General features: G+C 48.2%; 13 protein-coding genes. All 13 read right to left on the bottom strand.

Features of this window, described 5'->3' with window-relative positions:
• Window positions 1-60 precede the first annotated feature (60 nt).
• The gene (locus ACZOTW_RS02870; protein ID WP_483997435.1) at window positions 61-4,716 is read right to left on the bottom strand and encodes a hypothetical protein; all 4,656 of its coding nucleotides are present in this window, start codon (window positions 4,714-4,716) and stop codon (window positions 61-63) included.
• A 475-nt stretch (window positions 4,717-5,191) separates the two neighbouring features.
• A complete protein-coding gene (locus ACZOTW_RS02865; RefSeq protein ID WP_428055408.1) occupies window positions 5,192-5,479 on the bottom strand; it encodes a GIY-YIG nuclease family protein in 288 nt (95 codons plus the stop codon).
• Between the two features lie 208 nt (window positions 5,480-5,687).
• Window positions 5,688-7,229 carry a sensor domain-containing diguanylate cyclase gene (locus ACZOTW_RS02860; protein WP_177748253.1) on the bottom strand — a complete coding sequence of 514 codons (1,542 nt, stop codon included), beginning with the start codon at window positions 7,227-7,229 and terminating at the stop codon, window positions 5,688-5,690.
• Window positions 7,230-7,233: 4 nt separating this feature from the next.
• Window positions 7,234-8,439, bottom strand: a complete 1,206-nt coding sequence (locus ACZOTW_RS02855; RefSeq protein WP_177748255.1) for an extracellular solute-binding protein — start codon at window positions 8,437-8,439, stop codon at window positions 7,234-7,236.
• A gap of 14 nt (window positions 8,440-8,453) precedes the next feature.
• Window positions 8,454-9,473 (bottom strand): tRNA (adenosine(37)-N6)-threonylcarbamoyltransferase complex transferase subunit TsaD, encoded by a 1,020-nt coding sequence (gene tsaD, locus ACZOTW_RS02850; RefSeq protein ID WP_428040302.1) that lies wholly within the window; start codon window positions 9,471-9,473, stop codon window positions 8,454-8,456.
• Window positions 9,470-10,855 (bottom strand): S41 family peptidase, encoded by a 1,386-nt coding sequence (locus ACZOTW_RS02845; protein WP_483997434.1) that lies wholly within the window; start codon window positions 10,853-10,855, stop codon window positions 9,470-9,472. The genes tsaD and ACZOTW_RS02845 overlap by 4 nt, the downstream gene beginning before the upstream one ends.
• Before the next feature lie 16 nt (window positions 10,856-10,871).
• The gene (locus ACZOTW_RS02840; protein ID WP_483997433.1) at window positions 10,872-12,041 is read right to left on the bottom strand and encodes a murein hydrolase activator EnvC family protein; all 1,170 of its coding nucleotides are present in this window, start codon (window positions 12,039-12,041) and stop codon (window positions 10,872-10,874) included.
• Complete coding sequence (locus ACZOTW_RS02835) at window positions 12,026-12,811, bottom strand: hypothetical protein (RefSeq protein ID WP_483997432.1); 786 nt, start codon at window positions 12,809-12,811, stop codon at window positions 12,026-12,028. Before ACZOTW_RS02835 ends, ACZOTW_RS02840 begins: the two co-directional genes overlap by 16 nt.
• Before the next feature lie 3 nt (window positions 12,812-12,814).
• Window positions 12,815-14,185, bottom strand: a complete 1,371-nt coding sequence (locus ACZOTW_RS02830; RefSeq protein WP_483997431.1) for an alkaline phosphatase — start codon at window positions 14,183-14,185, stop codon at window positions 12,815-12,817.
• Between the two features lie 8 nt (window positions 14,186-14,193).
• Window positions 14,194-15,645: a glycogen synthase gene (locus tag ACZOTW_RS02825; RefSeq protein ID WP_177748271.1), complete on the bottom strand. Its 1,452-nt coding sequence runs from the start codon at window positions 15,643-15,645 to the stop codon at window positions 14,194-14,196.
• 2 nt (window positions 15,646-15,647) lie between these two features.
• Entirely contained in the window at window positions 15,648-16,679 is a 1,032-nt protein-coding gene (gene scpB, locus ACZOTW_RS02820; protein WP_428042455.1) for an SMC-Scp complex subunit ScpB, read from the bottom strand.
• Window positions 16,680-16,694: 15 nt separating this feature from the next.
• A complete protein-coding gene (locus ACZOTW_RS02815) occupies window positions 16,695-17,456 on the bottom strand; it encodes a segregation and condensation protein A (RefSeq protein ID WP_428040308.1) in 762 nt (253 codons plus the stop codon).
• 19 nt (window positions 17,457-17,475) lie between these two features.
• Window positions 17,476-18,114 (bottom strand): site-2 protease family protein, encoded by a 639-nt coding sequence (locus tag ACZOTW_RS02810; RefSeq protein ID WP_428040309.1) that lies wholly within the window; start codon window positions 18,112-18,114, stop codon window positions 17,476-17,478.
• Between the last annotated feature and the right edge of the window lie 514 nt (window positions 18,115-18,628).

The following is an 18,628-nucleotide window of genomic DNA, read 5'->3' as shown; positions in this document are numbered from 1 at the left end:
TACGGCACTAGCGGCACAATGTCCGCAGGCCCTTGGGGTTTTGCCCCAAGGGCTGTTAGGTTACGGAACCAAAATCTTTACAACTTTCTGGCAATGCTCTCGGCCGTTTTGGGCTCTAAAATCTACCAGGCCGAAATACACGCCGCGGGCAACCTTTTTGCCGTGTTGGTTGGTTCTATCCCATTTGCAGCGCAGGGCTGCGTTGCGGATATTGGGGAACGCATCCAAACCGTCGTTATCCAGTTTTACAGAGCCTTCCGGTGTATTATCCGGGTTGAACTGCAAACTGCTGCCCATAGTTACCTGGTAGTTGTTGGCATCCACGCAGGTATAGTTGCTATCGCGCACCAAATCGCCCGCCAAGTTGAAATATTTAATAGATACCGTACCGGGCACCGGCATTTTGGTAATTTCCAGCGTACCTTTGCTGGCTACGCGCAACGGGTTCGGATAGAAGAATACTGTCTTTTCCCAGTCTTCGCAGACAAAGCGTCCGTCGCCAATGGCTACCGTGGCTTTGTGCAAGTTTTGATACTGGTAAGTATCGGCCACTTTTTCAATGCTCCACTTGGCGGCATCAGCCGAGGTATCATCCGAGCCTAAAATTTCGCCGGTTACGCTGTCAATATCGGCGGAATCAAGCGCCGTTACGAAGCGGAACGGATATGTACCGTCCGGCACTTCCTGCTGGGCATAGTCGCGGCCGTCCCACACTTCTTCAATAAGTGTGGTGGCGGGACGGATACCCACAATAGCCTTTACCAATACTTCGTGGATATCTTTCACTTCCGTACCCGTCGTGGGGTTACGCAAGGTGCCCTTTTGGTAATCGTAAATCGTGGTACCGGGTTTAAAGATTTGGATAGCCACTTTCATCGGAACGGAAATCTGGTAACCAATCTTCATATCCGTATCGCGTTGGTTAAGCGCATAACCGTCCGCTTCCAAGAGGTCAAACACTTTTAACAAGTCGGCATTAATGCGGATAACCTTAACCGTTTCTTGATAGAGGTGCGGATCCGGGTAGTTTTTGGCAATCAAGCGGACCTCGTAAATGCCCGGCTTGACGTAAACACCGTTATTATCCGTACCGTCCCAATACACTTTGCGCACGGTGTTAGGGTCAAAATTGCCCGTATTGGCAATCGTCGTAGTGGAAAGGTATTTGCATACCGCTCCGGCGGCGGCGTTGCGCTCGGTCAACTTGCCGGTAGTGTCGTAGCACATATTGGGTTTCAAGGCCACAATGGCGACCTCTACCGTTGCCGCGCGGGAAACGGAGAAATCAATTTCGTACGGCGGGATAAACACCGGGCCAGTAGAAGCATTGAACAACTGCGGGGCATTGGGATATACCGTTGTAGAGCCGTCCAAGAAATACACCGAACCGCGGGTAATATTAATCTTGCTGGACACCTTATCCGTAGCGTACCAGAAAGGTTCCTGTTTTACTTCGGCAGGAGTTTTAAACGGAGCGCCGACGATATAATTCTTCGCCACACCGTTTTCCGTATATGTCTCGCCGGACTGCGCATAATAGCGGTCAAACGGTTCGTTGGAGCGGGCAGAGATAAAGAACGGATATTGTCCGTCCGGCACCGTTTCGTACGGGCAGTCTTTCAAATTCGTTTTGCCTTTGCACGCGCCGGGCTGCTGGGTAGAGGTCGGGTTGTAGAAAGACACCGCATCCCACTCCTCGGTAATCATAATGCCGTCGCCCGTCTTGGTAGAGGTGCGGTCAAAGGTTTTAATCGGCTGCAAACGCACATCCAACTTACCTGCGGCCGCATCTTGGGCATTGGCCGGGTAGTTGGTAAAAGTGGTATCGTTTACATAGATACATTTAGTATCTTGCGCCGCTACTTGGGCCGGGTCCACATAGCCTGCCGTAGCAAACACAGCGACATCCGTCGTTTTGTTACAAATACGGGGCGGCCAAGAGGTTACACCCGTGGAGAGCGTACCGATTTCGCGCTTCAAAGTTACATAGTATTGCAGTTCCGTCGTAACCGTGGAACCCACCACATAGTTCGGGTTTTCCACCACCGTTACCGTATCGCGCGTATAAGGGTTAGCCGTACCTGTAAGGGTGGTATTCGTACCAATACCAGGATTCGTCAATGTCGCAAACGGAGTGGTTACACCCATTTCGTACACATCTACACTCGCCAAGTTGGCGGCGTAACCCGTCGCCCAGGTAGAGGCATTTACCACAAAATCGCTGTAATCGCCACCCTTGGTGTTGTAGGCGGGGATGACGACATCTTTATTATAGATGTTGATTTGTACGTTCATCGCCTTGGACAACATATAGGAAATCGTAGCCTTGGCAGCACTATCGCCATATACATCCGTAGTGGCTACATCCACCACGCGGTACATATCCACCGGGAACACAGCCGAGGCTTTGTTGGTTACCGCCGGGAACATAGCGTCCTTGCTTTCCACTACAAACATATAAGTACCGGGGGTTACCATACGGCCTTGGTCGTCGCGCCCGTCCCAAGACAGCGTATTCATCTGCTGGGCAACCTGCGTGATGCCGGTTTTGGGCGTTAAGTATTTCACATCCACGCCCGCCGAGTTGGTAACTTTGGCTACCACATTGGCTTCGCGCACGATAGAATATTTAAAGATGAACGGGTCCAAACCGTAAGCGGTCGGGCTGGAACCCACGGTGGAATAACTGACCGGCTGGATAGTGATATCCACAAATCCGCGTTCAATAGCCACCTGACCCGTGTAGTAACTGAGGGTTTTTACACCCGTAAATTGTTTATTGTTGTTGGCTTCGCTGGCCGCGCAAGCGACCCCGGCATCAAATCTCGGGGTATTAGCAGTGCCGCCCAAGGCATTGTAATAGCAGCCGTTGTACGGAATTTCCGCCCACAGCACATATACATAGTTGCCGTCCGGCATCGGGGCACCATAAGCAAACTGTTCGGTGCAGGTAGCATCTGGGCAGGTAATGCCGGTGGACATTTTTTCGTTCTTGGCATAGGTGCGCGTGCAAGAAGTCGGTTGTCCGTTAGCATCTAATGCTCCGCACAGGCCGTCCCACTTAGAGGTAAAGTTCATACGGCTGGTGCGGTCTTCGGCAGAACTATATACCAAAGTACCAGTTCCATCTACAAGCTTCGGGGCCATACCCGTAGGCTGGGAGGAATTGGTGTTAATCGTATTCGTGCCGGAGTTGGTACCGGCAAAAGTGGTACCGGGCGTGTAAATATTCCAATAGACTTTGGACGCTTCCGTCGGAACGTAACTAATAGAAGCGTACGCCGTAGATTTTTTGTTCAGACCCGTAACGGCAATATCCGTCAACTTCAAGGGGTCCAACGAAACTTGGCGCGTAACGGCGCGGGAGAAATCAATGCCCGGCCACTCGTCCTGCGTTTTGGCTTGGATAGCCGCAATATAGTTGCCCGCGGGCAGGAGCATACCGCTGTCGCTGCGACCGTCCCACGAGTCGGACTCTACAATTTGTTTATCGCTTTCCACCCCTTTTATACCTTCGCCCACGCGCGGCTGCCAATCAACCAAGGTGCGAACGATTTGCTTCTCACCCGTAATTGTGCTAGCAGCACTGGTGCCATAGGATTTACTGTCATCGCTAGAAGCATCCAAAATAGCGATACGAACATCCGCGTCTTTGCTCAAACGATAAGCAAAGGTGTAGGGTTGGGCCGGCACAGCGGTAATATCCCCCACCACGGTAGGAGTACTGCGCACGGTATGTACGTTGGTTACGTCCACCTGTATCGGGATTTGGTTTTCGCCGGGGTAGGCAATCGTGGAGTTAAATTCAATTTTATCTACGGCTACGTTATCGCCGGGGAAGTCCGTCGCCACGGTGGCGCGGAAGGCAAAATCCCCATTGGATTTACCAAATTCGCCCGCAATATCGTAAGAACCGTCCCACGCGGCGCAGAAAGGAATTTCCGAGCCAGAAGGCTGCCCGTCATTGTTAAAAATAATATAGTTACAGTTCTTATTGGCGCAGTTTCCGCTGGTACCTGCGCTTAATGTATCACTACATTGCCCAGACGCCTCGGTAGTGGTGCCTAAGTTATAACATTTATTACCACGCTTTTCATAAAGAGGAGCGGTGCAAGTGTACCCGTCATTCGGCCCACCCGGGCAACGATAAGAACCACATTTAGCGGTATTATTGTTGATATCCGGATATAAATCAATAGAGCGGATAGCCGGGGTGCCTTCCGCATCTTTAATATTTTTGCCGTTATAGTATTTAACAATATCAAAAGAAATATTCTGCAACGGAAACGCAATAGAATAAGTGGCCTGGGCCATAGGTCTGTTGGTGCAGACTACCTGCATACACAAGGCTAAACAATGGTTGGGGTATTTATTATCATTAACCGTAGTATTTGGATACGGCTGATCATACTCAATCAAAGCCGAACTCACCCACGGATCTGTACTGTTTTGGTTAGACTGCGGAGCCGAGGTGGTTGTAAAACTGCGGTTATTGTCGGTAGAAATAACGCCGGTGCCCCAGTTACAATAGAGTTGTTGGGCCTCGCTCGTTGCCGTTCCCGTCGGCGCGGTATCAGCATAATACACCCCTGCGCTTCTTACGTCGGCGCGTTGGGCAAACAGCGGCGAGCAAGCCGCGACTAACAACAAAGCCAAAACGGCGCGAAGCACCGTCCGGCCCGATAAAACCCGGATTAAACTTTTAATTCTATTCATTGTGTATGTATCCATTTGGGGACTTAATTCCCGTCTAAAAATTATATTTTTTACAAATCTTTTCCGCGCCAAAAACAATGCGCACGGAACGGCGGCTGATTATAAAAATAAACAGACGCCGAACCTATACTCTTAAATTTTTGCAACTTTTGGGGCAAATGTCAACTGTTTTTTGCATTTTTCCCCGTCTTATTAGGGAAATGGCACCATCCCCTAATTTAATTAACGGCAAATTTGATATAAGAACACTTTAAAAATAGCACATCAAACGGCCACAACAAACAGCCCAATCGGTAGATCCTGAACTAAATTCAGGATGACCTCTTGTAATAACGACAGATCCCCGACTAAAACACTCGGGGATGACGAAAACATTTCAAGCACCAAGGGGAAACTCCTTAAAATAAGGGGTCATTCTGAACTTGTTTCAGAATCTACCTTTTGGGCCGTTTATTAAAAATAGCAATTCCCCATATTATAAAATAATCTCGTCATATAAGTCTCGCCACGTGGGATTGGAACCTGCAATTAAATTTTCCTTCCACGGCCGGTGCCAATTTTTAAGTTGCTTTTCTCGGGTAATCGCCGCTACAATATCGTTAAACTGTTCGTAATACACCAAACGATTTACCGAATAATCGCAAGTAAACCCTTTTAATAATTTATTTTTATGTTCATATATCCGGCGCACCAAATTATTGGTTACCCCAATATATAATACGCTATGGGTGGAATTGGTAAGGATGTAAATGTAAGCATTCATAAAATAGGGAACACAACCTGTATTAAAAACAACACAATCGGTAGATCCTGAACTAAATTCAGGATGACTCTCTTTGTAATAACGACAGATCCCCGACTAAAACGCTCGGGGATGACAAAATAATAACCCTGTTTTTTATAGGGGATGACGGCACAGGAAACCCTAAATTTCCCCCGCAGGATAACCGCCTTATTTAATCAAACTTTTTTTAGCGCATTTGGGAGCCACGGGCATTATCCGCGCCGTCGCCCGTCTGTGCCACTTGGTCGGCTACTTCGCGGTACACCGCAAAACTGCCGCGCCCGTTCTGCTTGACCACATACAGGGCTTTGTCGGCTTTTTCCAAAAGGGCTTCCGACGTTTCCCCGTCAAACGGAAAGCAGGAAATGCCTTGGCTGATACTCAAATGGACGGCTTTTCCGTCTGTATAGCGGTCCGGCAGCGTGATAGCGCAAATGCGCTCTTTTAAGCGTTTGGCAATAATTTTGGCCTCTTCGCTATTTGTGCGCGGAAGCATAACCACCATTTCGTCCCCGCCGAAGCGGCAAGGCACGTCCGTTTGGCGCAGGCTGGTGCGAATCACCCGGCTGACCTCTTTTAAGGCCCAATCGCCGATTTGGTGGCCGTAGCCGTCGTTAATTTGCTTGAACCAGTCAATATCCATAATAATCAGGCACATCGTCAAATCAAAGCGTTTGGAGCGGTAAATTTCCTCGGCAAATTTTTCATTAAAATAACGGCGGACCGGCAGTTTGGTCAGTTCGTCGTAATTGGACAGTTCCTGCACGCGCTCAAACAAGCGGGCGTTGTCAATCGTCAACGCCATTTGGGTTGCAAACTGCTGTAAAGAAATAAAGTCCAAATACCCTACTTTGCGGCGCGATAAAATATTGTCAAACGCCAAAAAGCCCACCTTGGTACGCTGGACTTTAAGCGGAATATAAATAATACTGCGGGTGGAGCGGTAAGTGGCGGCAGAGTCAAAAACCTCTTTGAGCAAGTTTTGCTCGGCCGCCGGGAGAGAATCCCCCGCCTGTTGGGTTACCTGGCCGGAAATATCCACCCCCAAAACAGACTTTATTTTGTTACCTTCGCCGTCCGTTAAATACAACCGGACGCGGTCAAAACGAAAGTATTTTTGCACGCCCTTTAAAATCAGTTCCAAGCCGTCATTTAACCGCAGGGAGGACGCAAAAATGGTTGATAAATCATTGAGCGCGGTGGAAACATTTAAACGCTGGTTTTTGGCTTGGTCAATTTCCGTATTGCGCAAATTGTGGGAAATTTCCTGCCCCAAGGCTTTAATTAATTCCTTTTCCTCAGGTGTAAAACCGCGGTTCTTGCGGAAACGTTCCAGGCGCAACACTCCCACCTTTTCCTGCATAAAACTGTGCACTTCGCCCGATTTTAATTCCACGCTGGGGCGTTGCCATTTTACCAATACATAAATAGCGGGATAACTTAAATCGGTTGTTTCGGCCTCGCCATTTTGCAAAAGTTGCTTTAAAAAAACAGGCTCGTTCAAAACGGAAATATCTTCCTGCATATCCATACAGTATTCCTTTTTGCACATCATACGCAAGGATAACAGCGCGCGCTCTTGCTGCCAATCAAAAAAGTACACGCGGTCCAATTTAAACAAGTTGCGCAAAGCGGGCAAGGCACACTCCAACAGTTCCCGCTTGTTTTGGAAAGACTGGTTCAACTGTTTGTGAAATTTATAGAGCGTATAAGATTTTTTATCAAACATAGCGCTATGCCTCGTAAATGGACAACAAATATTCTATTTCTTTGGCGGTCAAGTCCAAGTCCCTATCCAAGGCGGCCTGGCTGAAACGGCCCTCTACAATCTGCGTGGCGCACACGGCCAGCACGCGCTTTAAAATTTCCATAACCGTACCCGTAATGGTGATATTGGGCAAGGTGCGAGCAGAGGACAAAATATTGCTGTATGTGCTTAACCGCTGGGTGGAAGAAAAAATAAACTGCTCAAAGGCATCTTCAAACGCAGGGAAGGCATCTATCTTAGAAGCATATTGCAGTTGGACATCCGGCCGGGCGCAGAATTTAATAAATTTTAAGGCGTTCTTTTTTTCCTGCGATTGGGTGTTGATAAATAAGTTCATCCCGGACAGATAGGAAAAGTACATATCGCCCGTCGTAGGCACCGGGAGCGTGCGCACGCGGATACCGCGCCGGGCATTAAAGGTGCTGACACCCTGTTTGCGGGAAATCATCATACTGGCCTTGCCGGAAACAACCGTACCTAATGAGCCGCGCTCTCGCAAAATGGGCATATAGTTTTTAAGGGCTAAATTGATATAATCACGGATACCCTCTTTAAATGCTTTGGTACCTACTAATGTCGTGCCGCGGTCGGCGGATAGTATATCCGAACCGCGCCCCCACACGCACGGCAGGGCATTACGCATAGAAAGAGAACCGCGCCAATCGCTGTTTTGCATCGGGTAATAGCCGGGAACGTCTTTAAACTGCTCGCGCAAGGCTTCGCAGGTACGCAAAAGTCCGTCCCAAGTGGCCAGGTCTTGCTCCGGTTTAGAAGTTACCAATTTTAAATGGTCTGCCCGGTAGTGCAGGGCGCTCAAATCAAACCACCACGGATACGAATAAATATCCTTGGTGCCCGGTTGGTAACAATGCGCTTTAAGCGGAACAAGGCAGTTCGCCAACGAAAGGCCGGGGTCCAATTCCGACAAGTTTTCCGCTACTCCTTCGCGCACCAAAAGGGCGGTCCAGTAATGCGGGATTTGAATCAAATCCGGGACTTCTTCCTCGTGGGTGGGATGCTTGATAGTAAACATACGCCGCCAAAGCACGTTACGCGTGAATACGCGCATCGTAACATCTACGGACGGATTTTCTTTTTTAAAAAGAGAAATAAACGAAGCGTAAACGTCTTTGCTTTTATCGCCCGCATCGGGCATTACCCACAAAATCATTTGGACTCCTTACACTAATCCCAACTGCGAACCTTCATATTGGGATTAATGTCTATATTCTTTTTAACCGGTCTGCCGGTATTCTCGGCGTGTTCCAATTTTTTATAAGCGGCCAAGGCAATCATGGCGGCATTGTCCGAAGATAATTTGCGCTCCACAAAGTGAACCTCTATACCGGCCTTTTGCGCCTGCTCTTGCATCTTTTCGCGCAGGAGCGAGTTCGCCGCCACCCCGCCGCCGACAGCAATATGTTTTACCTTATATTTTTTGGCGGCTAAAAGTGTTTTGGTTACCAAAGTTTCCACCATTGCCTCTTCAAAACTGGCACACACATCGGGTATAGAAAAATCTTTATGGTCGCGCAGATAATAACTGACGGCCGTTTTGATACCGCTGAACGAAAATTCCCACGTTCCCGGCAACAGCGGCCGCGGGAAATGAATAGCATCCCGCTTGCCCGAAAGTGCCTGTTTGGATACCTGCGGCCCGCCCGGATAAGCAAGCCCTAACAACTTGGCTACTTTATCAAAGGCTTCGCCTGCGGCATCGTCGCGCGTTTTACCGAGCACTTTATAATCGCCGTAATTTTTAACGTACCATAATTCCGTATGCCCGCCGGAAACCACCAAGGCAATTAACGGAAATTGCAATTTATTTTTGGCTTCGCTTCCTTCAAAATCGCAAGCAAAAATATGCCCTTCCAGGTGGTTTACTCCTATTATAGGCACTTTTTTAAATTTTGCAAGCGTTTCCGCCGCCACGCGCCCCACCATTAAGCCGCCGGGCAGACCGGGGCCGCTGGCAAAGGCTACATAATCAATCGGGTGGTTTTGCAAGGCTTCACCGATAACGGTGGCAATTTTGGCGGCGTGGGCGCGGCTGGCCAGTTCCGGCACGACCCCGTGGTATTTTTTATGCTCATCAATCTGGGAATAAATAACATTGGATAAAATCTCTTTCCCCCCTTTTAAAAGGGCGGCGGAGGTTTCATCACAAGTGGATTCAATACCTAAAATTGTAAAATCTTTCTTCATTTGGAGGCTTCCTTTTTCCCGGCTTTTTTATCGTCCGTTTTGGGGGACGCTTTTTTATCCGCTTTTTTGGCTTTACGTTCTTCGGCTGCCTTTTTAGAAGTTTCTTTGGCCTCTTCCAGGCTTACTTTTCCCGTCAAAATTTCCACCGCCTTATCCAGTACCGGGTCGGCTTCGGTAAATTTCATATCGGGCGTTTTTTGGCCGGGCGTATGCACAATATTATTATACTGCATAAATACCTTGGCTTCTTTATCCGCAGGAAAGACAACTTCCACATCCGGCACAATGCCGCCCTCGTCAGCCTTTGTTTTATCCCGGTAATCGCGCTGGATTAAGCGGCCCGAAGGAGTGTAATAATGCGCAATCGTTAAACGCAAACCCGCCCCGCCGGAAAGAGGCATCACCTGCTGGACACTAGCCTTACCGAAGGTGCGCTGCCCCACGATAAATGCTCGTCCGTTATCTTGCAATGCGCCCGAAACAATTTCGCTCGCGCTGGCAGAGCCTTGGTTTACCAACACCGCCAACGGGATATCCGGATAATCCGGGCGGGCAGAAGTTTTAAATTCCTGGTAATAATCAGGTTTGCGCCCTTGGGTATAGACAATCATTTCATCCTGTGCCAAAAAGAGTTTGGCAATATCCACCGCACCAGTTAATAAACCTCCGGGATTAAAACGCAAGTCCAATACCAAAGAGGTCATCCCCTGTTTTTGCAATTCTTTTAATGCTTTTTTAATAGCCTCGGTGCTGTGGCCCGAAAAATCTACCAAATACACATATCCCACCTTTCCCGGCAGCATACGGGAATACACCACTTCGGGCACGATTTTTTCACGCTTAAATTTAAAGTCCGGCAAATTTGTATATTCGCCCTTATCGTTTTTACGGCTAATGGTGATTTTTACTTTACTGCCCACAGGCCCGCGCATCAATTCCACGGCTTCGTCCAAGGGCATATTTTTTACATCTTTATCATCCACCGCCACAATGCGGTCTCCCGGCATTACCCCGGCCTTAAAGGCGGGCGTGCCCGGCATAGGCGTCATTATCGTAATAAAGCCGTCCACTTTTTGCAAGCGGATACCCAAACCGCCGAAATCGCCGCGGGTATCATTTTTGAGTTCCTTATAATCTTTCGGGTCCAGATATTGCGAAAAATCGTCCAATTCTCCCACCACGCCCTTAATCGCACCGGAGACCAGTTTGTCCGTATCGGTCACTTCTACATAATTTTCTTTAACATATTCCAACACATCCACCAAGGTACGCAGTTGCTTTAAACTGTTATCCGCCGCAGCATATGCGTACGGAAACAGCGTTCCCATAAAAAACAACACGCCCCCCAAAACAGCGTAACGATTTAATTTTTTTGATTTCATATTTTCCTCTAAATAGTTATTTCAGCCACTCCTGCGGATTTACCGCGGTAGTGCCCTGGCGAATTTCAAAATACACCGCACTCTTGCCCGTGCCGGAGGAGGACTGCGTGTCCTGCCCCGCCGTGCCGATTACGCCCTGCACCGGGAGTTTATCCCCCACAGAGGCGCTGATTTCCTTCAAAAATCCGTAAATAGTAAAGAACCCTTTGTTGTGGTCCACAATAACCACATTGCCGTACGAGCGGAACGGCCCGGCATAAATCACGCTCCCTTCGGCCGCTGTGCGGACAGGTTCACCCGCCTTGGCGGAAATTTTGATACCGTCGCGGAAAATCCAAGTATTCAAATCGGCACGGTATTCTTTACCGAATTTGCTGATAACCGTACCTGCCACCGGCCAGGGCAAAGAGTGGCGCGAAGCATCTATGCGCGGCCTGGTTGACGATTTTTTAACCGGTGTTTTGGAAGCGGCGGCCTTTTTGGCGTCTGCCGCTTTACGCTTACGCTCAAACGAGGCAAGTAAATTATTGAGTTCCGCCGCGGATTTATTCAGTTCGTTTATTTCTTTGCGCACGGCATCAGCCTTGCGCCGGGTAACATCTAAATCCTTTTTCTTTTTATTAAACGATTGCGAAATGACGGCCTGTTCCTGCTTGATTTGGGAACTTTGCGCCATTAATTTTTTATTGCGCTCCTCAAACGAGTGCAACCGTTCCTTGGCTTCTTTATTTTCTTTTTTCAGTTCGGCGGCAAAGGCGGCCTTGTGCGTAACCATACGATCCACAAAAATATCCTGCTCCAAACTGTACCCGCCCGGGCAAGCCGCACAAACAGGCATAAAATAATATTGGACTAACTCCGCCTGCACCACCCCTTGCCACATAGGCATACTACGCTCTAACGCGGCGCGCTTGTCCTCAATAGACAGCAAATTTTGCTCCACATAGGTAATATCGGACTCCACTTTATTTTTACGCTGTTCGGCGCGCGCTTTTTGGTTCTCCAAAGCAGAAATTTCCTGTGAAATCTGTTGGGCCTGCTTGCGGTACTTTTGCAATTCCCGTTCTTTCGCAGCCGCCGCATTTTTCAATTTTTCCAACTCCTGCTTACGCCGTGCAGCCTCGTCGCAATAAAGCGGCGAAGCAAACACCAAAAGAGCCAATAAAACGCTTAAAATCTTTGCCATTTAGATAACGTCCACCCGAAAAGCCCGCAAAAGGCAAGTAGCAACAACTGCCGTCCAACCGAGGTAAACTGGCTGGCGGCTTCGTACAAAAAGCCCGTAGGATATACGAGCACCGCAAAAAACAGACAGGAAGCCAGCCCGGCCAAGACGCCGGAAACGGCTCCGCCCAAAAAGTGCGCACGCGGCCCGGCCGACGGATAGGCCTCCACCAAAAACATAAAAGCCAAAAATAATAAGAGCGCAAAAACCACAGCCAAATTTAACAATTTGGCGCACAACCCCACATAAAAGAGCAACTGCGCGTGCTGTGAATTATAATGCGGTGTTAAAAACGGATATTCCGCCGATAAATTATCCGCAAACGGACGGATATTGTTAATGGCCTTGTAACTTAAACGCAATTCGTAATAAGCGGGCATTTTGTTTTTGCCCATTAAAAGCATCGCATCAGCCAGTTGCGGGTTTTGGCGGCGGACCTCCGCCAAGGCATCCTGCGGGGAGAACAATTGTACATCCGTGATATCCTCTTTTTGGTTTAAGGAGTCTCCCGTCTCCGCCAGTTTTGCATTATCCGGCGTGCCGTTGACGGTTAAAATCATTTTAAACGAGCGGTTTAATGCTTGGTAATAAGTATCCAACCGCATATTTATAAACACCGCCGTTTGCAACAAAACAGCCACCGCAAACACCAGCAAAAACAGTCTGCGGTGCAAGTGAAAAAGGTGCTTGGGAACTTTAACCGTTTTCGGCTCTTCCAAAAATTCTTCCATATTTTACCACCCCAAGGCCGCCTTCATACGCGGCAAAATTTCCGTATTGTGGTACAGGCCGGAAAACTCATCGGCCTCCTCGCCATAGGCTACGCTTAACAACGGCAAAGACGAGTGGGACGGGGTGGCCCATACAATGCCGCGATCCTCGTCCAACTGTTTAAAAAGGCCGTCCAAATCCGCCGGGTTTTTAAAGCCGGAAATATCCACCGGATAACCCAAAGCGGCAGTTAATTGTCCCTGCAAAAAAGCCGGGGTTAATGTAGCGGCTGGCAGTTTTTTCAACTCTTCTTTCAAATTATATAAACTGCGTTTTTGGAGCAGAAACTGATGATACGTTTTAAAGGAAGCATAGTCCACATCTCCGTCGTAAATCACTTCTCCTTGTTCCGTTTTTTTCATTGCTTTTTTTCTGCCAATATGCCGGTAAGTAAAGGCTCCCACGCCCGTATCGTGATCTGCATTTAAGTACACCAAAGTATCGGGTGTTTTATCCGCATAAGCCAGCACATAGCCTAGCAAGGTATCTAAATTTTGCATTTCCTTAAACCACGCGCCCGCATCGTTTCCGTGGGCAGCCCAGTCAATTTTTCCGGCTTCTACCATTAAAATAAAACCGTTAGGGTTTTGGCTTAAAATTTCCACCGCCTTTTGGGTTTGCTCCGTAAGCGTGGGGATTTGCGGCTGCATATACATTTCTACCGTCATCGGCAACGCTTGCTCGGCAAACAACCCAAGGACCTTGCCTGATTTGATTTTGGCCAGTTCCTTTTTGTCCGTGGCAATATGGTAGCCTTTCTTTTTGGCCTGCTTTAAAAGTTTTTTATTTTCCCCTGTGGAAAAATATTTAAGTCCGCCGCCCATAATCACTTCCGGGCCGAACGCAATCATTTGGCGGGCAATATCCATTTTCTGGCGGCGGTTTTGCGTATGCGCCGTAAAGGCAGCGGGAGTAGCATCGGTAACATATGCATCCGTAACCACGCCGACGGACATTCCTTTTTCGCGCGCCATTTCCAACAAAGTTTTGGCGGTAGCACCGTTGTAATCCTCGCCAATGACACCCGGGCGGGAGAATTTTCCCGTTGCCATTTGCGTAGCCGCGGCGGCGGAATCGGTTACCAAAGTATCATAGGTGTTATTAAAGAACATACCCCAGGTACCGCCGTTTAACATACGCTCCAAATTGGAGGTTTTTTCGGGGTAGTCCGGCAAGTTAGCATAGCGGACGCCTTGGGTAAAAAAACCGATGGCCTCCGGCCCCATACCGTCCCCAATCACCCAAATAAGGTTCTTTACGTCCCCGGCCCATGCAGGGCCCGCAAGTAAAACGAAAGCCAAAAGTACAAATAAAATACGGCGAATATTTTTCATTTTATCTCCTAAATCAATGTTTTGCGGTACAAATCCAAATAGGCTTGCGCCGATTTATCCCACGATAAATCCTGGCGCATCGCGTTGCGGACGAGTTTCGTCCACACCGGGCGGTTATGCTGGTAAAGGGCCAAAGCCCCTTCCAATGTAGCATAGATACCATTTTCGGTAAAGTTGTTAATAAAAAAGCCCGTAGCCGTATCCTCTTTGCCAGGCTCATACCCTTTCACTGTATCCACCAACCCGCCTACTTTTGACACAACAGGCAAGGTACCGTACTGCATTGAAATCAACTGCGAAAGGCCGCACGGCTCAAAGCGAGACGGCATTAAAAATATATCCGCGCCCGCATAAATGCGGTGAGCCAAATCTTCATCCAAGCGGCCGTTGTAACTAACGGATGTAGGATTATTACGCGCCAAACCCTGATAAGCCTTCTCTAACATCGGGTCGCCCATACCAAGCACTACAAACTGCGCGCGGCCTTTTAAGCGTTCAATCAAATTGACGACCACATCCAAGCCCTTTTGATAGTCCAGGCGCGACACAATACCGATAAGCGGCTTTTCTGCCTCTTGGGGTAGTTTGCATTGTTGTTGCAAAGCCAATTTAGCGGCTAATTTACCTTTTACCACTTCGCTTACGTCGTAGCCAATCGGCAAAACGGGGTCCAATTCCGGGTCCCACACGTCGGTATCAATTCCGTTTACAATGCCGCAGAAATTTTTACTGCGGTAGCGCAAAAGCCCCTCCAAGCCAAAGCCCATAGCGGGGTCCGTTTGAACTTCGCGCGCGTAGTTGGGGCTGACGGTATTTACGTTATCGGCAAACACGATGCCGCTTTTCAAGAAACTGATGCCGCCGTAATATTCAAATTTATCAGGTGTGTAATCCACCGGGTGAAAGCCCGCCTTGCGGAACGAGGAATACGAATAATGCCCCTGGTAGGCAATATTATGAATAGTGTATAAACTGCGGGTGCGGGTATAGAAGGCATCCAACTTATAGACCGTTTTTAAATAGGCGGGAATTAAGCCCGTCTGCCAATCGTGGCAATGGATAATATCCGGACGGAAACCGATAAATTTGCACCCTTCCAGCACCGCGCGGCTAAACAAAATAAAGCGCTCGTCGTTATCGGGATATTCGCCCATTTTGGTACGGTAGAGTTCGGGGCGGTCAAAATATTTACGGTTGCCCACAAAAAACACAAGCACATTACCCCAATTAATATACGAAAGCGAAACCTGTTCAATTCTATCCCCAATCGGGATTAAATACACTCCGGGAACCACTTTTAAAGAGGACACCCGCACAATGTTGCGGTAGTGCGGCAGGAACAAAAGCACTTTATTGCCTTTGCGCATAGAAAACTGCTGACAGAGTGCCCCCACCACATCGGCAAGTCCTCCGGTTTTACAAAACGGAAACGCCTCGCTGGCGGCCAAAACAATGTTCATAGTTATTTATCCTCCTGTTTTTCTTGCGCGGGCTGTGCCGCATCTTCGTCCTCACGGTGCGCCTGCAAAGAGGCCAATGCGTTATCAGGCGCAGTTACCTGCTCGTTCATTTTTAAAGCAGGGTCCGTATCCTGCGCGGGTTCATTTGACACCACGCTTACAGCCTCCACCGGGGCTTTTTCCTCGGCAGACAAGGCGGCTTGCTTTAAGAGTTCCGGGGCGGCATCATTGGTAAAAATATCCCCGCGGTTGTAACTGTTGCGCGTAAAGAACGGGTCCGCAGAGGACGCATCCAAAGCCTGTAATTTTTCCTCGCCTTCCAATTCTTCCAACGGAATAATGGCCGGCTCTTTCAAGGGAGGCAAAGGCTCGCCAAACGGCAATTCTTCTTGCTTTTCGCGCAAGGTTTTAGAAGCAAATTCCTGCAAATCGGGCAATTCGGAAATCTTGTTAAGCCCGAAAATTCGTAAAAATTCATCTGTTGTGCCATAAACCATCGGGCGGCCGATAGTATCTTTTTTGCCCACCACCCGCACCAGCCCGCGCTCCAACAAGCGTTCCAACGGCCCGGCCACATCTACCCCGCGTATGGCTTCCATTTCCGCGCGGGTAAGCGGCTGCTTGTAGGCGATAATCGCCAATGTTTCCAAGGCCGCATTGGAAAGTTTGGTCGTCATTTTTTCGTTATACAAACGGCGCACCCAGCGGCCAAACTCCGGCTTGGTGGACATTTGAAATCCGCCGCCGATTTCCACTACGCGGATAGCGCTTTGGCGTTGGACGTAATCCTCTTGAATTTCCAAAATCATTTCGCGCACGCGCCGTGCATCCACGCCGTCAATTACGTCGGCAATGCGGGAGGGTTTTATCGGGCGGTCGGTAATAAACAATAAAGTTTCCACAATCTGCTTAAATTCACTCGTCGGCACCAGTTCAAAGGGCCGTTCGTCCGCAGGCTGGACGGTTTTATCGGCTTGCATAGGCGTTGCTTGCGATGTGGCTTGAACAGGGGTTATATTTTCTTCGGTTGGCATAAATCCTCCGGGCGGCTAATTAGCCTCGCCGTGCATAAGGGTTTTAAAATCTTTATCTTTATTTTCCGGATTTAAATAAATACGGATTTGCCCCTGCTGTGCATCTTGCCGGGCAATAATTTTTTTAATCTTCATCAGTTCCAATAAGGCCATAAAACAGGTAATCACGCCGCGTTTTTTGGTTTCCCCCACAAAGATATCGTCTAAAAGCACCCACTCGTGCTTTTTAAACATATCCACCACCTTTTGCATCTTCATTTCAATAGGAAATTCTTCCACATTTAAAAGTTCAATGCGTTTGCGCTCGTCTAACCGTTCAAAGGCACGCTTGACGGCGGATAATAAATCAAACAGTTGCAGGTTAATGATTTTTTCCCCGTCGTCAAAAATAGGGGCAGAGCGGTAAAAATTGTCTTTATTTTCCTCAAACTTTTGTTCCAAAAATTTGCTGGCTTCTTTGTATTTTTGGTACTCTACCAACTTGGCGATAAGTTCCTTTACAGGGTTGGGGCCTTCGTCCTCGGTCGTCGGGGCTTGCGAAGGCAAAAGCGTTTTGGCTTTAATTTGCATTAATGTACTGGCCATTACCAAAAATTCGCCCGCCACCTCCAAGTTCAGTTCCTTCATTACGTTTAAATAATCCAAATACTGCTTGGTGATTTCGGCAATGTTAATATCGCAAATATCCAAGTTGTCTTTTTTAATTAAGTGCAACAACAGGTCCATAGGACCCTCAAACACGTTGATATGCACATTAATCGGCGCAGGATTAATCATTTAAACGCTCCGCAATATATTACAAAGTTAAAATTTTACTTAATAAGCCGACAATTATCCGGGTAGGCGGCAATAAAAGAAACTGCACCGCACCCGTTAAAATAAGGGCGAAAACCACCCACATTCCAAAGCGGCTGAAAAACAGTTCGTATTTAAAGGCGGTCCGCATTGGCAATAAAGCCGCCACCACGCGCCCGCCGTCCAAGGGCGGGATAGGAATTAAATTAAACACGGCTAAAAATACGTTAATAAACATACCATATTGCAGAAATACAAAAACCTGCTCCAATGTCTGCACGGTAAAATGGTTCTGCGTTAAGAGAAAAATCTTCATAACAAGCACGCAGATAAGTGCCAACAGCAAGTTGCACGCCGGACCTGCCGCCGCCACTTTGCCCATATCTTGGCGCGGGCGCGGAAAGCGCATGGGGTTTACAGGCACGGGCTTGGCCCAACCAAACAACGGAAAATGCAAAAAGTAGCACACCGCCGGTACTACCAGCGTGCCTACCGGGTCAATGTGTTTAAGCGGGTTTAAGGTCAGGCGGCCGGCATAATAGGCGGTATCGTCGCCCATACGGTATGCCACCCAGCCGTGTGCAAATTCGTGCAGGATAATAGACAAAAATAAAATGGGTATAAAGATAATTACTTCCATATATTGTATTTTACTAATTTATATTCGTTCCTGCACACCGCCAAGGTCAAAAATGCCCTATAAAAAGCGGGTAAAAAATATTATTTGCTGTTTTAGTTTAAATTAGTTATAATAAATTAACCTTAATTAATCATTAAGGCTTCAACTAAAACAAAGCAACCGAGGGCTGGACCTGTGCACAAAAGCAGCACACGGCAGAGCCGTAGGAACGCAAAACCCCCGGACTAAACCGGGGGTTTTAAATTTGTCTGCCTGCGGTGCAGAGAGGAGGTTGCACCGATACCCGGCGTTGTCTATGCGGGAAAATGCTATTTAGAACAAATGCGAAGAAGATATTTATAAAAATTCTCGTCATTCCCGAAAGTCGTAGTCGGGAATCTGTTGTTATTAATAAGTATTGCATTATTTATTGCCACGACAGATCCCCGCCCCCAGCGGGCCGCCAAAACTCTCGGGGATGACGGCAAACGACAACAACAACTAATACAAGAACACTCCACAAGGAAAGCCCCAG

This window comes from Candidatus Avelusimicrobium sp. (assembly GCF_056976295.1).
The sequence above is the reverse complement of the archived record's forward strand: the minus strand, read 5'-3'. Positions and strand labels throughout refer to the sequence as shown.

Coding starts and splice junctions, on each gene's coding strand:
- ACZOTW_RS02870 (WP_483997435.1), bottom strand. CDS start 4,716: ATGAATAGAATTAAAAGTTTAATCCGGGTTTTATCGGGCCGGACGGTG.
- ACZOTW_RS02865 (WP_428055408.1), bottom strand. CDS start 5,479: ATGAATGCTTACATTTACATCCTTACCAATTCCACCCATAGCGTATTA.
- ACZOTW_RS02860 (WP_177748253.1), bottom strand. CDS start 7,229: ATGTTTGATAAAAAATCTTATACGCTCTATAAATTTCACAAACAGTTG.
- ACZOTW_RS02855 (WP_177748255.1), bottom strand. CDS start 8,439: ATGATTTTGTGGGTAATGCCCGATGCGGGCGATAAAAGCAAAGACGTT.
- tsaD (WP_428040302.1), bottom strand. CDS start 9,473: ATGAAGAAAGATTTTACAATTTTAGGTATTGAATCCACTTGTGATGAA.
- ACZOTW_RS02845 (WP_483997434.1), bottom strand. CDS start 10,855: ATGAAATCAAAAAAATTAAATCGTTACGCTGTTTTGGGGGGCGTGTTG.
- ACZOTW_RS02840 (WP_483997433.1), bottom strand. CDS start 12,041: ATGGCAAAGATTTTAAGCGTTTTATTGGCTCTTTTGGTGTTTGCTTCG.
- ACZOTW_RS02835 (WP_483997432.1), bottom strand. CDS start 12,811: ATGGAAGAATTTTTGGAAGAGCCGAAAACGGTTAAAGTTCCCAAGCAC.
- ACZOTW_RS02830 (WP_483997431.1), bottom strand. CDS start 14,185: ATGAAAAATATTCGCCGTATTTTATTTGTACTTTTGGCTTTCGTTTTA.
- ACZOTW_RS02825 (WP_177748271.1), bottom strand. CDS start 15,645: ATGAACATTGTTTTGGCCGCCAGCGAGGCGTTTCCGTTTTGTAAAACC.
- scpB (WP_428042455.1), bottom strand. CDS start 16,679: ATGCCAACCGAAGAAAATATAACCCCTGTTCAAGCCACATCGCAAGCA.
- ACZOTW_RS02815 (WP_428040308.1), bottom strand. CDS start 17,456: ATGATTAATCCTGCGCCGATTAATGTGCATATCAACGTGTTTGAGGGT.
- ACZOTW_RS02810 (WP_428040309.1), bottom strand. CDS start 18,114: ATGGAAGTAATTATCTTTATACCCATTTTATTTTTGTCTATTATCCTG.